The sequence below is a fragment of the Luteimonas colneyensis genome (assembly GCF_014836665.1).
In the GTDB taxonomy this organism is placed as follows: domain Bacteria; phylum Pseudomonadota; class Gammaproteobacteria; order Xanthomonadales; family Xanthomonadaceae; genus Luteimonas; species Luteimonas colneyensis.
Genome location: NZ_JACSQJ010000007.1, coordinates 67,225 through 83,700, shown reverse-complemented (window position 1 = coordinate 83,700; position 16,476 = coordinate 67,225). Strand labels below are relative to the sequence as shown.

The window sequence follows — 16,476 nt, the reverse complement described above, 5'->3', positions numbered from 1 at the left end:
AAAGTCCCGGCGGTGCACGCCCCGCCACGGGGCATGGGGACCACCGCATGACCGCAAGCCTGCCGCTGATCGCCACCTTCGCCGGCTACCTGGTGCTGATGATCGGCATCGGCCTCTGGGCCTGGCGCCGGACCCGCACCTTCGACGACTACATCCTCGGCGGGCGATCGCTGGGCAGCGTGGTGACCGCGCTGTCGGCGGGGGCGTCCGACATGAGCGGCTGGCTGCTGATGGGCCTGCCAGGCGCCGCCTACCTCGGCGGCGTGTCCGAGGGCTGGATCGCGGTCGGCCTGGTGCTGGGCGCCTGGGCCAACTGGCACGTGGTGGCCGGTCCGCTGCGCGTGTACACCGAGCGCGCGAAGAACGCGCTCACCCTGCCGGACTACTTCACCCACCGCTTCGACGACCGGGCGCGGGTGCTGCGCGTGGTCTCGGCGCTGGTGATCCTGGTGTTCTTCGCGGTGTATTGCGCCTCGGGCATCGTTGCCGGCGCCAAGCTGTTCGAGGAGGTGTTCGGACTGCCCTATGCCCAGGCGCTGTGGTGGGGCGCGGCGGTCACCATCGCCTACACCTTCATCGGCGGCTTCCTCGCGGTCAGCTGGACCGACACCGTGCAGGCGACGCTGATGATCTTCGCGCTGCTGCTGGTGCCGGTCATGGTGATCCTGGGCGTCGGCGGAGTCGGCGAGGGCCTCGCACTGGTCGAGCAGGTCGATCCGGCGCGGCTGGACTGGGTCGGCGCCGGTGGCGCGATCGCAGTGGTGTCGGCGCTGGCCTGGGGCCTGGGCTACTTCGGGCAGCCGCATATCCTCGCGCGCTTCATGGCCGCCGAGTCGCTGGCGGCGATCCCGAAGGCGCGCCGCATCGGCATGACCTGGATGGTGCTGTGCCTGCTCGGCTCGGTGTCGGTGGGCGTGTTCGGCATCGCCTGGTATGCCGCGCATCCCGACCAGGCGCTGGCCGATCCGGAGCGCGTGTTCGTGAGCCTGTCGCAGCAGCTGTTCAATCCCTGGGTGGCGGGCGTGCTGCTGTCGGCGATCCTGGCGGCGATCATGAGCACGCTGTCGTGCCAGCTGCTGGTCTGCTCGAGCGCGCTGACCGAGGATTTCTACCGCGGCTTCGTCCGGCCGCAGGCCGGGCAGCGGGAACTGGTCTGGTTCGGCCGCGCGATGGTGCTGGCGGTGGCGCTGGTGGCGATCTTCATTGCCCGCGACCCGGACAGCCGCGTGCTGGGCCTCGTGGCCTACGCCTGGGCCGGCTTCGGCGCCGCCTTCGGTCCGGTGGTGGTGCTGTCGCTGACATGGGCGCGCATGACCCGCAACGGTGCGCTCGCCGGCGTGCTCGTGGGCGCGGCCACCGTGGTGCTGTGGAAACACACCGGAAGCTCGCTGTACGAGATCGTGCCGGGCTTCATCGCCGCCACCGTCGCGATCGTGGCCGTCAGCCTGCTCGGGCGCGCGCCGCCCGCCCATGTGCTCGCGACCCACGCCGGGGTCCGCGCCGAACTCCGGCAGCATGGCCACTGACGAAGGCCGGGCCGACGCCCGTCCCCCGGCGATCGCGCTGATGGGCCCGACGGCGTCGGGCAAGACGGCGCTGGCGCTGGACTGGGCGGAGCGTTTCAACGGCGAGGTCATCAGCGTGGATTCGGCGCTGGTCTACCGCGGCCTCGACATCGGCGCCGCCAAGCCCGACGCCGCCGAGCAGGCGCGCGCCCGCCACCACATGCTCGACCTGCGCGATCCGTGGGAGGCCTATTCGGCCGCCGACTTCGCCCGCGACGCGCGCGCCGCGATCGACGACGTGGTGGCCCGTGGCCGCCTGCCGATCCTCGCCGGCGGCACCGGACTCTATTTCCGCGCGCTGCTGGAAGGCCTCGCGGAGATGCCGGCGGCGGATCCCGCGGTGCGCGCAGGGCTGGAGGCGGAAGCGCGCGAGCACGGCTGGCCGGCGCTGCACGCCGCGCTGGCCGAAGTCGATCCCGTCGCCGCCGCGCGTATCGGCCGCAACGATCCGCAGCGCATCCAGCGCGCGCTCGAGGTCTGGCGGATCAGCGGCCGTCCGATCAGCGCCTGGCAGCAGGACCCGGCCGCCGGCCGCGCGCGCCTGCCGCTGCGGGTGCTGAAGCTGGTGGTGGCGCCGGCCGGGCGCGCGGTGCTGCACGAACGCATCGCGCGCCGCTTCGACGCGATGCTGGCCGCCGGCTTCCTCGACGAGGTGCGCGCGCTGCGGGCGCTGCCCGGGCTGCAGCGCCATCCCGCGCCGCTCGACCTGCCGGCGATCCGCGCCGTCGGCTACCGCCAGGCCTGGGAGTTCCTGGACGGGCGGGGCGACGCCGCGGACCTGCGCGAGCGCGGCATCGCCGCCACCCGCCAGCTTGCCAAGCGCCAGCTGACCTGGCTGCGCGGCGAACTCGACGCGCGCTGGTTCGACCCGGCCACGCGGGGCGCGGAGCTTGACCGCGCGGTCCGGGACTTCCTCGGCTGAGCGGGCCTCCCCCCCACCTCCGGCCGTGCGCCGCGTCACGGCCGCGCCCACGCGCCGGCCCATGCCTGCGCCGGTCGTATAAGATCATCCGGACCGCCGCCGGGGAGTGGCATGGCGGCGGTCCGGGCTCGCACCACCCATAACAACAACAACAGCTGGGGAAACTTTGATGTCCAAGGGACAGTCCTTGCAGGATCCTTTCCTGAACGCGCTGCGCCGCGAACGCGTGCCGGTGTCGATCTACCTCGTCAACGGCATCAAGCTGCAGGGCACGATCGAGTCCTTCGACCAGTTCGTCGTGCTCCTGCGCAACACCGTCAGCCAGATGGTCTACAAGCACGCGATCTCCACCGTGGTGCCGGCGCGCAACGTGCGCGTGGGCCCGGGCGGCGGCGTGGTGCAGGCCGCCGACGAGCCGTCGGCCGCGGACGACGAGGCCGAGTGACGCTTGCGTCGGCCGCCGGCGCCCCCATGTCGGGGGCATGACCCGACGCCGCCGACCGAATGCCCACCGAGCTGTTTGAACGTTCCCGCAAGGGCGAGCACGCGCTGCTGGTCCAGCCGCACCGCGGCGGCCCGCCGGACGAAGGTGCGCTGGAGGAGTTCGCGGAACTCGCCCGCTCGGCCGGCGCGAGCGTGGCCCACGTCATGCCGGCGCGCATCGACCGCCCGAATCCCGCCACCCTGCTGGGCAGCGGCAAGCTCGACGAGATCAAGGCCGCGGCCGATGCCAGCGGCGCCGACCTGGTGCTGGTCAACCATCCGCTGTCGCCGGGCCAGGAGCGCAACCTCGAGAAGTTCCTCGAGCGCCGCGTGGTCGACCGCACCGGGCTGATCCTCGACATCTTCGCCCAGCGCGCACGCAGCCATGAAGGCAAGCTCCAGGTCGAGCTGGCGCAGCTGAAGCACATGGCCACGCGCCTGGTGCGCGGCTGGAGCCACCTGGACAGCCAGCGTGGCGGTGCGATCGGCCTGCGTGGTCCCGGCGAAACCCAGCTCGAGACCGACCGCCGGCTGCTGCAGAAGCGCGTCGAGCAGCTCCAGGCCCGGCTTGCGAAGGTGGACGTGCAGCGCACCCAGATGCGCCGCGCCCGCGTGCGCAGCGAGCTGCCGCGCGTCGCCCTGGTGGGCTACACCAACGCCGGCAAGTCGACGCTGTTCAACGCCCTGACCGGCGCCGACGCCTACGCTGCCGACCAGCTGTTCGCCACCCTCGACCCCACGGTGCGCAGGATCACGCTGCCCGGCGGCCACGTGGTGCTGGCCGACACCGTCGGCTTCGTGCGCGACCTGCCGCACGAGCTGGTCGCCGCGTTCCGCTCGACCCTGAGCGAGGCCCGCGAGGCCGACCTGCTGCTGCACCTCATCGACGCCTCCGACCCGCTGCGCGACGAGCGCATCGCCCAGGTCGACGAGGTGCTGGCCGAGATCGGCGCCGGCGACATCCCGCAACTGCTGGTCTACAACAAGATCGACCGCCTCGGCGTGCCCGCCCGCCACGACCAGCCGCACGCCGGCGACCACGCCGACGAGGCCGCGGTGCGCGAGCGGGTCTGGATCTCGGCGCGCGACCGCGAGGGCCTGGACCTGCTGCGCGAGGCGCTGGCGCGGCGCCTGGGGCTTCGCCGGCTGCAGGCCGAGCTGCGCCTGCCGCCCGATGCCGGCCGGCTGCGCGCGCGCCTGCACGAGGTCGACGCGATCCGCGCCGAAGCCCACGACGAGCACGGCTGGACGCTCGACATCGACCTGCCGCTCACCGATGCCCGGCGCCTCGCGGCGCAGGGGGACGGCGCACCGCTGCGGGCCCTGCTGCCCGCCGACTGAGCGTGGGCGACGCCGGACCGCGGCGCCCGCACCTTGTAGAATGCCCCTTCGCTGCCGGTCCCCGGCGGCGGGATCCCCAGACTGGAGCCAGCATGGCCTGGAACATCCCCGGCAAGAACAACGACGACCGCGGTTCGGGCCGCGACGGTGGCAACGACCGCCGCCAGAACCCCTGGCCGCCGCGCCGCAGCGGCGGTGGCCGCGGGCGCGGGCCGTTCGACGGCCTCATCGACCAGCTCCGTGGCCTGTTCGGCGGCGGCGGTGGCGGCAATCCGCTGCGCTGGATCGGCATCGCCCTGGTGCTGTTCCTCGCCTTCAACTGCTTCGTGCTGGTGGGCGAGCAGGACCGCGGGGTGGTGCTGCGCTTCGGCAAGTTCGCGCGCGTCATGCAGCCGGGCCCGAACTTCAAGCTGCCGTGGCCGATCGAGAGCGTCACCAAGATCAACACCACCGGCGTACGCACCTTCAGCAACTCGCTGCCGGTGCTGACCCGCGACGAGAACATCGTCACCGTGTCGTTCAACGTGCAGTACCGCATCAGCGACCCGCAGATGTACCTGTTCGGCTCGCGCGACGCCGACCGCGTGCTCGAGCAGGTGGCGCAGAGCGCCGTGCGCGAGCAGATCGGCCGCGCCAACCTCGACTCCGCGCTCAACGCGCGCGGCCCGCTGTCGGCGGCCGCCGCGACCTCGCTGCAGGCCTCGCTCGAGACCTACCGCACCGGCCTGATCGTGACCGAGCTGAGCCTGCAGGACGCCCGTCCGCCGGAGGAGGTCAAGCCGGCCTTCGACGAGGTCAACAGCGCCCAGCAGATGAACGAGCGCCTGGTGAACGAGGCCCGCGCCTACGCCGCCCGCATCGTGCCCGAGGCCCGCGGCCAGGCGCAGCGCGTGCGCACCACCGCCGAGGGCTACAAGACCGCCGCGGTCGCCAACGCCAGCGGTGACGCCCAGCGCTTCAGCCTGCTGGTCGACGAGTACAAGAAGGCCCCCGAGGTCACCCGCAAGCGCCTGTGGCTGGAGACGGTCGAAGAGGTGCTCGCCGAGAACCGCACCGTGGTCGGCGGCGATGGCCGCCAGCTGATCTACGTGCCGATGGCCGGCGAAGGCGCCGGCGCCGGGTCACAGCAGCCGCTGCTGACCCCGGACATGGTCGCGCCCGCCGCGGATGGCCGCGACGCCGGCGCGGTCGTGCCGGCCGCCCCCAGCAACCTGCCGCGCCCGCCGCGTGACGGAGCCAGCCGATGAAGCCGCAACTGATCTTCCCCGTCATCCTGGTCGTGGTGCTGGGCCTGCTGGGCTCGATGTTCGTGGTCCGCGAGGGCCAGGTCGGCCTGGTGCTGAACCTGGGCCGCGTCGCCCGCACCGACCTCGCGCCGGGCCTGCACTTCAAGATCCCGCTGGTGGAAAGCGCGCGCGTGTTCGACCGCCGCTTCACCGCCAACGAGTTCCCGCCCGAGCGCTCGCTGACCTCCGAGCGCAAGGACGTGAGCGTGGACTTCGTCGCCATCGGCTTCATCGTCGACGCCGCCGACTTCTACCGCGCCACTGGTGGCAACGAGGAGCTGGTGACCGCGCGCCTGGCGCCGATCATCAAGGAATCGCTGCGCAACGAGATCAACTCGCAGACCCTGACCGAGCTGGTCTCGGGCAACCGTGCCGAACTGATCGACCGCCAGCTGCCGGGCATCAACGAGGGCGCGCGGACGCTGGGCATGCAGGTGGTCGACATCCGCTTCAAGCAGATCGACCTGCCCACCGACAGCGACGTCATCAGCCAGGTCTACGACCGCATGCGCGCCGAGCGCCGCCAGGTGGCCGCTGCGCTGCGCGCCGAGGGCGAGGAGCAGGCGCGCATCGTCCGCGCCGAGGCCGACCGCGAACAGACCGTGCTGCTGGCCGAGGCCGAGCGCGACGCCCAGGTGCTGCGAGGCGAGGGCGACGCCGAGGCCGCGCGCATCTACGCCGAGGCCGCGAACCGCGATCCCGGGTTCTTCGCCTTCCAGCGCAGCCTGAACGCCTATCGCCGCGCCTTCGCCTCGGGCGACGCCGTGGTGGTGCTGGAGCGCAACGACCCGTTCCTGCAGTACATGCGCAGCGACCGCTGACCGGGAGCGCGGCCGCGTGAACGACCTGTGGGCCGCGCTGTGCCTGGTGGCCGTGTTCGAAGGCCTGGTGCTGTTCGCCGCACCCGGCGCCTGGAAGCGGGCGATGGCGCGGATGCTGGCCACGCCGGAACGCCAGCTGCGCCAGGTCGGCGCCATCGTGCTGGCTGCCGGCGTGCTGGCCCTGTGGTGGGTGCGCCAGGGCTGAGTCGCGCAGGGGTCGCGTCGCGGGCTGGCCCCGCGGACCCAAAGCCGGGATAATCCACAAAAGCCGGAAGGGCCCGCTGCACAGCGCGGACCTCCGGCTTTTTCCCGTTCAAGGAGCATGTGGCCATGGGCCAGTCGGTGGTGGTGCTGGGCGCCCAGTGGGGCGACGAGGGCAAGGGCAAGATCGTCGACCTGCTGACGCAGGACATCGGCGGCGTGGTGCGGTTCCAGGGCGGCCACAACGCCGGCCATACGCTGGTGATCGGCGGCAAGAAGACGGTGCTGCACCTGATTCCGTCGGGCATCCTGCGCGAGGACGCGCTGTGCCTGATCGGCAACGGCGTGGTGCTGAGCCCGGCCGCGCTGATGAAGGAAGTGGCCGAGCTGGAAGAGGCCGGCGTGGAAGTGCGCTCGCGCCTGCGGATCAGCCCGGCGACGCCGCTGATCATGCCGTACCACATCGCGCTCGACCAGGCCCGCGAGAAGGCCGCCGGCGGCAAGGCCATCGGCACCACCGGCCGCGGCATCGGCCCGGCGTACGAGGACAAGGTCGCGCGCCGCGGCATCCGCGTCGCCGACCTGCACTACCCGAAGCAGCTGGAAGAGCTGCTGCGCACGGCGCTCGACTACCACAACTTCGTGCTGACCCGGTACCTGGGCGCCGATGCCGTCGATTTCCAGCAGACCTATGACGAGGCGCTGGCCTTCGGCGACTACGTCGAGCCGATGAAGTCCGACGTGGCCGGCATCCTCCACGACCTGCGCAAGCAGGGGAAGAAGGTGCTGTTCGAGGGCGCGCAGGGTTCGCTGCTCGACATCGACCACGGCACCTATCCCTACGTCACCAGCTCCAACACCACCGTCGGCGGCGCGCTGGCCGGCACCGGCGTGGGCGCGGACGCGATCGACTACGTGCTGGGCATCTGCAAGGCCTACGCCACGCGCGTCGGCGGCGGCCCGTTCCCCACGGAACTCGACGACGAGCACGGCCAGCGCCTGCGCGACCGCGGCCAGGAATACGGCGCCACCACCGGACGCCCGCGCCGCTGCGGCTGGATCGACATCGTGGCGCTCAAGCGCGCGGTGGCGATCAACGGCATCAACGGCCTGTGCATCACCAAGCTCGACGTACTGGACGGCTTCGACACACTGAAGATGTGCATCGGCTACCAGTACCGCGGCAAGCGCACCGAGTACGCTCCGCTGGACGCGCAGGGCTGGGCCGAGTGCGAACCGGTGTACCTGGAGTTCCCGGGCTGGACGGAAGACACCCACGGCATCACCGAGTGGGAGAAGCTGCCGCCGGCGGCGCGCGCCTACCTGCGCGCGCTGGAGGAACTGGCGGGCTGTCCGCTGTCGATCGTCAGCACGGGACCGGACCGGGAGCACACGATGGTGCTGCAGGATCCATTTGCCTGAGTGCTTGAAGTGGGACCGGGGTCGCACTAAGGTGGTCGCGTCGGCCTTGGGGAGCCGGCGAGGGAACTCGGGTGCAGGCATCCGGTGGACAGGGACGCGAACGCCTCACGGCCAGTGACCGGCTGCAGCGGCAGGTGGACGGCTGTACGTGCCGCCACGGCCTGAGCCGGTTCCTGCGCGAGAAGGTCAGGCGCATCGCGCGTTTCCGCTGGTTTGCGAGGTGCCGCCTGCTGACGGCCCGGACGCCGGCCGAGACCAGGCCGCCGCGCCAGCGGCGGCCATGCACGCCGGCGTACATCCTGGATGCGGCCGCACTCGTGTTCGTGCTGGTCTTCCTGCTCGGCGTGGTGCTCAACCTGGTCGAGCCCTTCGGTCTGGCCAATGCCAGCAAGGCGCAGTCGATGCGCCTCAGCGCGCGCGTGGCCGCGCCGTTCTACGACGATTCCGCCCGTGACGCGATCGCGGTGGTGCTCATCGACGACCGCGCGCTGGACGCCATGGGGATGGGTTGGCCGCCCACCTATCGCCAGTACGACGCGCTGCTGCAGCGCGTCCTGGAGCAGCGGCCGCGCGCCGTCTACCTGGATGTCCTCCTGCTGGAGGAGCGCGAGTACGACGACAGCTTCGAGAGCGCCTACGCCTCGCTGAACGCGGCAGTGGCCGCTCATGACCCGGCGATCCCGGTGTTCTTCGGCGTGGGCGCGCCCGGACAGTGTTCGATCTTCTCGAGCGACGGCGGCGTCCAGGACGTGGTGACCGGGTGGCAGGGCGTGGGCGCCGGCTATCCGCTCCGCGTCGACGCCGACTCGGTGCACGAGGGTGCCGCGCACATGGCCTGCGACCGGCCGGGCGTGACCGGGGCCGGCACCGACTCGGTGGCATTCGCGTTGTACCGGCATGCCTGTGCCACGGGTTCGGAGGCGGGGTGCCGGGAAGCGGCGTCGGCGTTCCCGCCGGCTGCGATGGGTTTGCCGCTCGCCGTGCAGTGGGGCTGGCGGCCCCCGGTCCGGGACGGTGATGGCACGCGCTGCGAAGGGCCCCAGGACGTCGCCGCCGGGCGGCCGTCGCCGACCCGGATGGAGCGCTGGACCTCGGCGGCGCGCCTGACCTGGGACAGCTTCCGGGGTGCCGCGGACCCCGGGCGGGAGGACCGCAATCGCGAACGCTGCGTGTTCCCCCTGACCGTGTTCGCCGATGCGCTGGTGCACGACGAGACACTGATGGAGCGCGGACCCGGCGGCAGGCCGCTGCTGGAAGACCGGGTGGTTCTGGTGGGAACCCGACTGATCGGCCTGGACGACCTGGTCTCAACCCCCGTCAACCAGCAGGTCCCCGGCGTCTACCTGCACGCCATGGCGCTGGACAACCTCATGCAGTGGGGCCGCGACCGCGTGCACGTGAACGCGTCGCTGGGTCCGTGGATCGGACTGGGCACGGCAGTGCTGATGTCGCTGGCCGCGGGGTGGCTGCTGTTCCGCGCCGGTCCCGGGCGGCTGGGCGCCGTGCGCCTGCTGGGGCTGTCCGCCGTGCTGGCATTGATCGCCTACCTGCAGGTCCGGTTCGTCCAGGACGTGCTCCGCCAGCCTCCGCAGGACTGGCTGGGCTTGGGCGCGCTGGTGCTGGGTGCGGTGCTCTGGGTCGCGTCCAAGGGCGCGGAAGGCTGCAAGTGTGGTGCAAGGGGGAACGACGATGAACACGCGATGGATGGTCTGGATGCTGGCGGGCCTGGTGCTGCCGGCGATGCAACTGGCGGCGCAGGAGCAGGGGTCCCCGGTCCTGGTTGAGAAGGTGTACGGCAAGCCGGCGGCGTTCGATCTGCAGGAAGGGAGCAACCGCTTCGTCCGCCTCGATCGGGCGCTGGATGCAAACGAGCTGGTCGGCGTGCGGGTGCTCGAAGTCTCCAGGAAGGGCTATGCGCTGCTGGACCTCCCCGGCGGCCGGGTGTGGGTCGACAAGCTCAGCCTGCGCTTCAACACCGCCGTGCCCAATGCGTACTGCGGGCGGCTGGGGGGAGACAGCTCCGTGTCCTTCGCCGACGACGTGGCCATGAACGCGGTCCGTGGCGCCGGCGAGGGCTGCAGGTGAACGGCACGGTCCGGAGGCGCGCGGCGGGCGCGCTGTTGGCGATGGCGATGCTGGCCCCGCCCGTCGCATCCGCGGACCAGCCACTGATCGACCGGCAGACGCAGGAGCGGATCAAGGGCGGGCTCGGGCTCCTCCAGGGCCTTCGACAGTCATTCCGCCAGGACGCCGATCTGGCGCCGCTGGAGCGGCAGCGCCGTGCCTACGGGGTGGTGGAACATCCGCCGCTGGACCAGGCGCTCGCCCGCGTGATGGAGAGCCTGCGCCGCGCTGCCGGCGGAAACGCGCCCGCGGCCCGGATCCATGTCACGCCCGACCCGGGCCTGCATGCCTATGCCACAGAGGAGGGGTCGATCTTCATCGCCGTGGGCATGTTGCGCAGCATGGAGACCGAGGACGAGCTTGCCGCCCTGGTCGCGCACGAGTACGCGCACGTGCTGCGCCGGCATGCCGGGCGTTCGGCGCTGCAGCGGACCAAGGACATCGCGGCGGGCCTGAGCGCGCTGTACATGGACTACGAGTACGGCGACCAGTCGGTGCGCGCCTCCCGTCCGGAAACCGCGTTCATCCGCAGCGCGCTGCTGCGCGAGGCCGCGATGCATTCGGTCCAGTCGGGCATCGTGCCCGGCCGTGCGCGGGTACAGGAGGACGAGGCCGACCGCATCGGCGTCGACCTGATGGTGGCAGCCGGCTACAACCCGGTAGGCATGGTCGAAATGCTCGGTCGGCTCGACGCCTGGGAGGCGCAGCGCAAGGCGGCCGCCGACGCCGCGGGCCAGCCGGCCGCGCAGGGTGGCGTCGCCGACGCGGCTGTCCGCTATGCGCGGCGCAGCGACCAGGCGCGCTCGGCACGACGCAGCCTCGATGGCGACAGCACGGGCATCGTGGATGCCGTGATCACCTCGCTGGCGGATTCCACCCGCAGGGGCGTGAGCCGCGCCGGACGCAGCCACCGGGATTCCGATGCGCGCATCGAACTGGTGATGGAACACATCCAGGCGCGCCATGGCGACCGTGAGCGGCCCGACATGCGTCCGATGCCATGGGCCGGCGATGCACAGGCCGCCTCGCTGTTCGAGTCGATCGACCTGGTGCAGGCGCTGATCGCCAGCAACGATGGCCGCCTCTCGCGTCCCGGGCCGGAGCAGGCGGCGGCACTGCGCCGGGTGGCCGCCAGCCCCGCGGGGCAGACGCCGCTGGGGCGCTACGTGATGCTGCGCTACCAGGCGCCGGTGCTGGGAAGCGACCAGGGCACGGCCGCCTGGCAGCAGGAACTCACGCGCAGGGACTCGCTGTTCGCGGCGCACCGGCTGGTGCTCGACCTGTCCAGCCGGCTGCGGCCGGAGCCCGCGGTGGGGATGTTCGAGACCAGCCGCCAGAGCCTGGACGATCCGCCGGAGCTCCTGCCCTACGGGATCCGCATCCATCGCCGGGCCGGCAACGCGGGGGTCGCCGACGGCTATGCGGCACGCTGCCGGGGCACGGGGAACGAGGCGCTCCGCAACGCCTGCGCGAAGGCACGCTGACGCGCGGGAGGCTCAGTCCTCCAGCGCAGGGGGGCCGGCTGTCGGAAGGGCCTGCGCGCAGCGCTGGAGCAGCGCGATGAGCTGGTCCTGCTCGCGCGTGCTCAGCGTGCGCAGCGCAGCGTCGATCGCCGCGCGTGCCACCTCGCTGCCGCGCGCGACCAGCTGCACGGCCTCCGGGGTCGCCTCCAGCGCCTGCACCCGCTTCAGGCGGGGATGCGGGCTGCGGCGGACCAGGCCGTCGCGTTCGAGGCGCAGCATGATCTGGTGCATGGTCTGGGGCGAGACCCCGTTGCGTCGGGCCATCTCCGCATTCGAGGCACCGGGCTGCTCGACCAGCGCCATCAGCGCCAGCGCCTGCGGCCGGGTCATGTCCAGGCCTTCCTCCTGCAGTCGACGGTCCACCGCCGCGCTCAGGCCCAGATGCAGGCGGCGGGCCAGCACGCCGGTGCGGTAGGCACGTGATGTCCTGAATGCCTGCAGGCTGCTGGTCTTGCGGCCGGCCATCCGGGTCTCCGTCGTCACCCACTGACTATCAGTGTGCTGATACCTTGCCGCGCTTTCCGGTACGAGTCCGTGACGATGCCCGTTCCTTCCCGACTGCTGGCGGTTTCCGGTGTCCTGGCGCTCGCGCTCGCCCTGGCGGGCTGCGGCGAGGACGAGGTGCCCCAAGCCGTGCCCAGCCTCACTGTCAGCCTGGCCGCGCCACAGCTGCGCGAGGTCACCCGCGACGTGGTGGCCTCGGGCGCCGTCGCCGCGTGGGAGGAGGTCTCGGTGGGCGTGGAGCTGTCCGGCCTGCGGGTCGCCAGCGTGGCCGTCGAGGTCGGCAGCGTGGTCGCCGCCGGCGACGTCCTGCTGCGCGTCGACGACCGCACCCTGGCCTCGCAGCTGGCGCAGTCGGACGCCCAGGTGCGTGAGGCGCAGACCAACCTCGAGACCGCGCGCCGCAAGGCCGCGCGCATCCGCGAACTGGCGGATTCGCAGATGGTGGCGCTGCAGGATGCAGAGGAGGCCGAGGCCGCGCGGGCCAACGCCGAGGCGCGCCTCAACACCGCCATCGCCAGCCGCGACGCCGCACGCGTGCAGCGTGACTTCACCGTGGTGCGCGCGCCGGTGGACGGCGTGGTGTCGGCGCGCAGCGTGCAGCCCGGCCAGGTGGTCGGCGCCGGCACGGAGCTGCTGCGGCTGATCCGCGACGGCCGCCTGGAGTGGCGCGCGGAGCTGGCCGAAGGCGACCTGCTGCGCGTCGACGCCGGGACGCCGGTGCGCGTGGAGGCACCCGGCGGCGGCGTGGTCGAAGGCCGCGTGCGCACGGTGTCGCCGGCGCTGGATGCGCAGAGCCGCACCGGCACCGTCTACGTCGACCTCCCCGATCCCGGCGCGCTGCGCGCGGGCATGTTCGCGCAGGGCCGGCTGGCGCTCGGTCGCGCGCAGGCGCTGCTGGTGCCGGGCGACGCCGTGGTGCGCCGGGACGGCCGCGCCTTCGTGTTCACCGTCGACGACGACGGGCGAGTGCGCGAGCGCGTCGTCGAACTCGGCGGGGCGCAGGGTGACCTGGTCGAGGTGCGCGACGGGCTGGCGCAGGACGATCGCGTGGTCGCGCGCGGCGCCGGCTTCCTGGGCGATGGCGACCTGGTGCGCGTGGTCGAGGGCGAGGACGCGGTGGATGCCGCGGATGCCGCCAGCGCGAAGGCCGCGCGCGCGACCGGGGCCGTCGCCGAATGAACTTCTCCGCCTGGTCGATCCACCGCCCGCTGCCGGCGATCCTGGTCTTCATCCTGCTGACCGCCGCGGGCCTGCTGGCCTTCAACAAGCTGGCCGTCTCCCAGTTCCCGGACCTCACCGTGCCGGTGGTCAACGTCACCGTCACGCTGCCCGGTGCCAGCCCCAGCACGCTGGAAACGCAGGTCACCCGCAAGATCGAGGACGCCACCGCCAGCATCGCCGGCCTGCGCAACATGGCGTCCATCGTCAACGAAGGCGTGTCGACCACCATCCTCACCTTCGAGATCGAAAAGGACGGCACCATCGCCAAGGACGAGGTGCGCGATGCGGTGGACCGCGTGCGCATCGACCTGCCGGCTGACGTCGAGCCGCCGATCGTGTCGCTGGTCAACGTCACCGGCGGCGACATGCTCACCTATGCCGTGACCGCCGACGGCTGGAGCGACGAGGAGCTCAGCTGGTTCATCGACGACACCGTGTCCAAGCGGCTGTTCGCGGTGCCCGGCGTGGGCGCGGTGCGGCGCATCGGCGGCGTCGACCGCGAGATCCGCGTCGACCTGCGGCCGGAGGCGGTGCAGGGCTTCGGCGTGAGTCCGGCGCTGATCAGCCAGCAGCTGGCGCGCATCCAGCAGGAGCAGCCGGGCGGGCGCACCACCGTGGGCGGCGGCGAGCAGGCGGTGCGCACGCTCGGCACCGTCGAGTCCGCCGCCGACCTCGAGGACTTCCCCATCTCCATGCCCGACGGTCGTAGCGTGCGCCTGTCGACGCTGGCCACGGTGAGCGACGGCAATGCCACCGTCAGCCAGCGCACCACGCTCGATGGCCGGCCGGTGATCGGCTTCGCCGTGCAGCGCACCACCAACACCAGCGAAGTGGACGTCGGCAACGCCGTGCGCGAGAGCGTCGCCGAGCTGCAGCGGGAACAGCCGCGCGTACGCGTGGTCGAGGTGGCGTCGACCACCCAGGTGGCCGAGGACTCGTTCGACTCCTCGATGCACATGCTCTACGAGGGCGCGGCGCTGGCGGTGCTGGTGGTGTTCCTGTTCCTGCGCGACTTCCGCGCCACCTTCATCAGCGCCGTGGCGCTGCCGCTGTCGATCATCCCGACCTTCGCGGTGATGTACTGGCTGGGCTTCAGCCTCAACATGATCACCCTGCTGGCGCTGGCGGTGGTGGTCGGCATCCTGGTGGACGACGCGATCGTCGAGGTCGAGAACATCGACCGCCACCTGCGCATGGGCAAGGCGCCGAAGCAGGCCGCGCTCGAGGCCGCCGACGAGATCGGTCTGGCGGTGATCGCGACCTCGTGCACGCTGGCGGCGGTGTTCATCCCCGTGGCCTTCATGCCTGGCATCCCCGGCAAGTTCTTCCGCGAGTTCGGCTGGACCGCGGCCGCGGCGGTGATGTTCTCGCTGCTGGTGGCGCGCCTGATCACGCCGATGATGGCGGCCTACATGTTGAAGCCGCTGCCCGAGCACAAGGGCGACTCGAAGCTGATGCAGTGGTACCTGCGCTTCGTCGACAGCGCGCTGCAGCACCGCAACCGCACGCTGGTGGTCGCGCTGGGCATCTTCATCGGCTCGCTGGCGCTGCTGCCGCTGCTGAAGGTCACCTTCATCCCACCCACCGACGGCATCCAGAGCAACGTGCTGATCGAGCTGCCGCCGGGCACCGCGCTCGCCACCACCGAAGAGGTGGCCGAGACCGCGCGCCGGCGCATCGCCGACATCCCCGAGATCGAACACGTGTTCGTGACCGCCGGCAGCAACTCGGGTGCCAACGGCCCCGCGGGCGACCTCACCAGCGCCGAACTGCGCAAGGCCACGCTCACGATCCGCTGGAAGGACGACCGCGACCTGACCCAGTACGAGCTGGAAACGGTGGTCCGCGAGCGACTGGCCGACCTGCCCGGCGTGCGCCTGAGCTTCCAGGGTGGCGAGCCCGGGCGCGCGCTGCAGCTGGTGCTGGCTGGCGACGACCCGGTCAAGCTGGCCGCGGCCGCGCGCGAGGTGGAGCGCGAGATCCGGCAGCTGCCCGGCCTGGGCACCGTCGGGTCATCGGCGGCGCTGGTGCGGCCGGAAGTGATCGTGCGCCCGGACCCCGCGCGCGCGGCCGACCTGGGCGTGTCCACCGCCGACATCGCCGCCGCCACCCGTGTGGCCACCCGCGGCGATTACGAACAGTTCCTCGCCAAGCTCAACCTGCCCGAACGCCAGGTACCGATCCGCGTGCAGCTGGACGAACGCGCGCTGTCGGATCCCTCGCTGCTCGGCCAGCTGCGCGTGCCGACGTCCACCGGCGGCAGCGTGCCGCTGTCGTCCGTGGCCTCGATCACCACCGCCAGCGGGCCGTCGCAGATCGACCGCTTCGACAGGCGTCGCAACGTTACGATCACCGTCGACCTCAACGGCATGGCGATGGGCGAGGTGGAAGGCCAGATCGACGCGCTGCCCTCGCTGCAGAACCTCCCGCCGGGCGTGGACCGCCAGGCCGCCGGCGACAGCGAGATCTTCGCCGAGATGTTCGGCGGCTTCGCCATGGCCATGGTGGCCGGCATCTTCTGCGTCTACGGCGTGCTGCTGCTGCTGTTCAACCATGCCAGCCAGCCGATCACCATCCTGGTCGCGGTGCCGCTGGCCGCCGGCGGCGCGTTCGGCGCGCTGCTGATCACCGGCCTGGATATCTCGCTGTCGGTGCTGATCGGCCTGATCCTGCTGATCGGCATCGCGGTGAAGAATTCGATCCTGCTGGTGGACTACGCGGTCATGGCCGAGGAAAAGGGCATGACCCGCCACGAGGCGCTGATGGACGCGTGCCACAAGCGTGCGCGGCCGGTGATCATGACCACGCTGGCGATGGGGGCGGGCATGATGCCGATCGCGCTGGGTCTGACGGCGGATTCAAGCTTCCGCATGCCGATGGCGGTGGCGGTGATCGGTGGGTTGATCACCTCGACGGTGTTGAGCCTGGTGGTGGTGCCGGCGGCGTACACGCTGGTGGATGATGTGGAGGAGCGGGTGCTCGGGAGGTTGCGGCGGAGGGCCGCAGACGCCAGTGAGGTTGCGGCGCCACCATGACTGGCATCACGATGGCGGCGGCCGGTGC

14 protein-coding genes are annotated in these 16,476 nt (G+C 71.9%); 13 read left to right on the top strand and 1 reads right to left on the bottom strand.

What is annotated here, in order from left to right; genetic code table 11:
• Positions 1-47: 47 nt before the first annotated feature.
• The 11 genes from putP to H9645_RS11915 all read left to right on the top strand — a co-directional run bounded on the left by putP (position 48) and on the right by H9645_RS11915 (position 11,649).
• Entirely contained in the window at positions 48-1,526 is a 1,479-nt protein-coding gene (gene putP, locus H9645_RS11965) for a sodium/proline symporter PutP (RefSeq protein WP_191729913.1), read from the top strand.
• Complete coding sequence (gene miaA, locus H9645_RS11960) at positions 1,516-2,487, top strand: tRNA (adenosine(37)-N6)-dimethylallyltransferase MiaA (RefSeq protein ID WP_191729912.1); 972 nt, start codon at positions 1,516-1,518, stop codon at positions 2,485-2,487. The genes putP and miaA overlap by 11 nt, the downstream gene beginning before the upstream one ends.
• A 169-nt stretch (positions 2,488-2,656) precedes the next feature.
• Positions 2,657-2,932, top strand: a complete 276-nt coding sequence (gene hfq, locus H9645_RS11955; RefSeq protein ID WP_191729911.1) for an RNA chaperone Hfq — start codon at positions 2,657-2,659, stop codon at positions 2,930-2,932.
• A 71-nt stretch (positions 2,933-3,003) separates the two neighbouring features.
• Positions 3,004-4,311 (top strand): ribosome rescue GTPase HflX, encoded by a 1,308-nt coding sequence (gene hflX / locus H9645_RS11950; protein WP_191729993.1) that lies wholly within the window; start codon positions 3,004-3,006, stop codon positions 4,309-4,311.
• A 92-nt stretch (positions 4,312-4,403) separates the two neighbouring features.
• Complete coding sequence (hflK, locus tag H9645_RS11945) at positions 4,404-5,558, top strand: FtsH protease activity modulator HflK (protein WP_191729910.1); 1,155 nt, start codon at positions 4,404-4,406, stop codon at positions 5,556-5,558.
• On the top strand, positions 5,555-6,418 hold the full coding sequence (hflC, locus tag H9645_RS11940; protein WP_191729909.1) for a protease modulator HflC: 864 nt from the start codon (positions 5,555-5,557) through the stop codon (positions 6,416-6,418). Before hflK ends, hflC begins: the two co-directional genes overlap by 4 nt.
• A 16-nt stretch (positions 6,419-6,434) precedes the next feature.
• Complete coding sequence (locus H9645_RS11935; protein WP_189494063.1) at positions 6,435-6,623, top strand: DUF2065 domain-containing protein; 189 nt, start codon at positions 6,435-6,437, stop codon at positions 6,621-6,623.
• Between the two features lie 125 nt (positions 6,624-6,748).
• Positions 6,749-8,041, top strand: coding sequence for an adenylosuccinate synthase (locus H9645_RS11930; protein WP_191729908.1), 1,293 nt, complete (start codon positions 6,749-6,751; stop codon positions 8,039-8,041).
• 134 nt (positions 8,042-8,175) lie between these two features.
• Complete coding sequence (locus H9645_RS11925) at positions 8,176-9,825, top strand: CHASE2 domain-containing protein (RefSeq protein ID WP_191729907.1); 1,650 nt, start codon at positions 8,176-8,178, stop codon at positions 9,823-9,825.
• Positions 9,755-10,126, top strand: coding sequence for a hypothetical protein (locus H9645_RS11920; protein WP_189494066.1), 372 nt, complete (start codon positions 9,755-9,757; stop codon positions 10,124-10,126). Before H9645_RS11925 ends, H9645_RS11920 begins: the two co-directional genes overlap by 71 nt.
• Before the next feature lie 47 nt (positions 10,127-10,173).
• Positions 10,174-11,649, top strand: coding sequence for a M48 family metallopeptidase (locus tag H9645_RS11915; RefSeq protein WP_191729906.1), 1,476 nt, complete (start codon positions 10,174-10,176; stop codon positions 11,647-11,649).
• Positions 11,650-11,661: 12 nt separating this feature from the next.
• Here the strand turns inward: H9645_RS11915 and H9645_RS11910 are convergent, their stop codons facing one another.
• On the bottom strand, positions 11,662-12,153 hold the full coding sequence (locus H9645_RS11910; RefSeq protein ID WP_189494068.1) for a MarR family winged helix-turn-helix transcriptional regulator: 492 nt from the start codon (positions 12,151-12,153) through the stop codon (positions 11,662-11,664).
• Between the two features lie 75 nt (positions 12,154-12,228).
• Here H9645_RS11910 and H9645_RS11905 point away from each other — a divergent pair, with 75 nt between their 5' ends.
• Entirely contained in the window at positions 12,229-13,371 is a 1,143-nt protein-coding gene (locus H9645_RS11905; RefSeq protein ID WP_191729905.1) for an efflux RND transporter periplasmic adaptor subunit, read from the top strand.
• On the top strand, positions 13,368-16,448 hold the full coding sequence (locus tag H9645_RS11900) for an efflux RND transporter permease subunit (RefSeq protein ID WP_191729904.1): 3,081 nt from the start codon (positions 13,368-13,370) through the stop codon (positions 16,446-16,448). Before H9645_RS11905 ends, H9645_RS11900 begins: the two co-directional genes overlap by 4 nt.
• The last annotated feature ends 28 nt before the right edge of the window (positions 16,449-16,476 follow it).

Coding starts and splice junctions, on each gene's coding strand:
- putP (WP_191729913.1), top strand. CDS start 48: ATGACCGCAAGCCTGCCGCTGATCGCCACCTTCGCCGGCTACCTGGTG.
- miaA (WP_191729912.1), top strand. CDS start 1,516: ATGGCCACTGACGAAGGCCGGGCCGACGCCCGTCCCCCGGCGATCGCG.
- hfq (WP_191729911.1), top strand. CDS start 2,657: ATGTCCAAGGGACAGTCCTTGCAGGATCCTTTCCTGAACGCGCTGCGC.
- hflK (WP_191729910.1), top strand. CDS start 4,404: ATGGCCTGGAACATCCCCGGCAAGAACAACGACGACCGCGGTTCGGGC.
- hflC (WP_191729909.1), top strand. CDS start 5,555: ATGAAGCCGCAACTGATCTTCCCCGTCATCCTGGTCGTGGTGCTGGGC.
- H9645_RS11930 (WP_191729908.1), top strand. CDS start 6,749: ATGGGCCAGTCGGTGGTGGTGCTGGGCGCCCAGTGGGGCGACGAGGGC.
- H9645_RS11920 (WP_189494066.1), top strand. CDS start 9,755: ATGCTGGCGGGCCTGGTGCTGCCGGCGATGCAACTGGCGGCGCAGGAG.
- H9645_RS11915 (WP_191729906.1), top strand. CDS start 10,174: ATGCTGGCCCCGCCCGTCGCATCCGCGGACCAGCCACTGATCGACCGG.
- H9645_RS11910 (WP_189494068.1), bottom strand. CDS start 12,153: ATGGCCGGCCGCAAGACCAGCAGCCTGCAGGCATTCAGGACATCACGT.
- H9645_RS11905 (WP_191729905.1), top strand. CDS start 12,229: ATGCCCGTTCCTTCCCGACTGCTGGCGGTTTCCGGTGTCCTGGCGCTC.
- H9645_RS11900 (WP_191729904.1), top strand. CDS start 13,368: ATGAACTTCTCCGCCTGGTCGATCCACCGCCCGCTGCCGGCGATCCTG.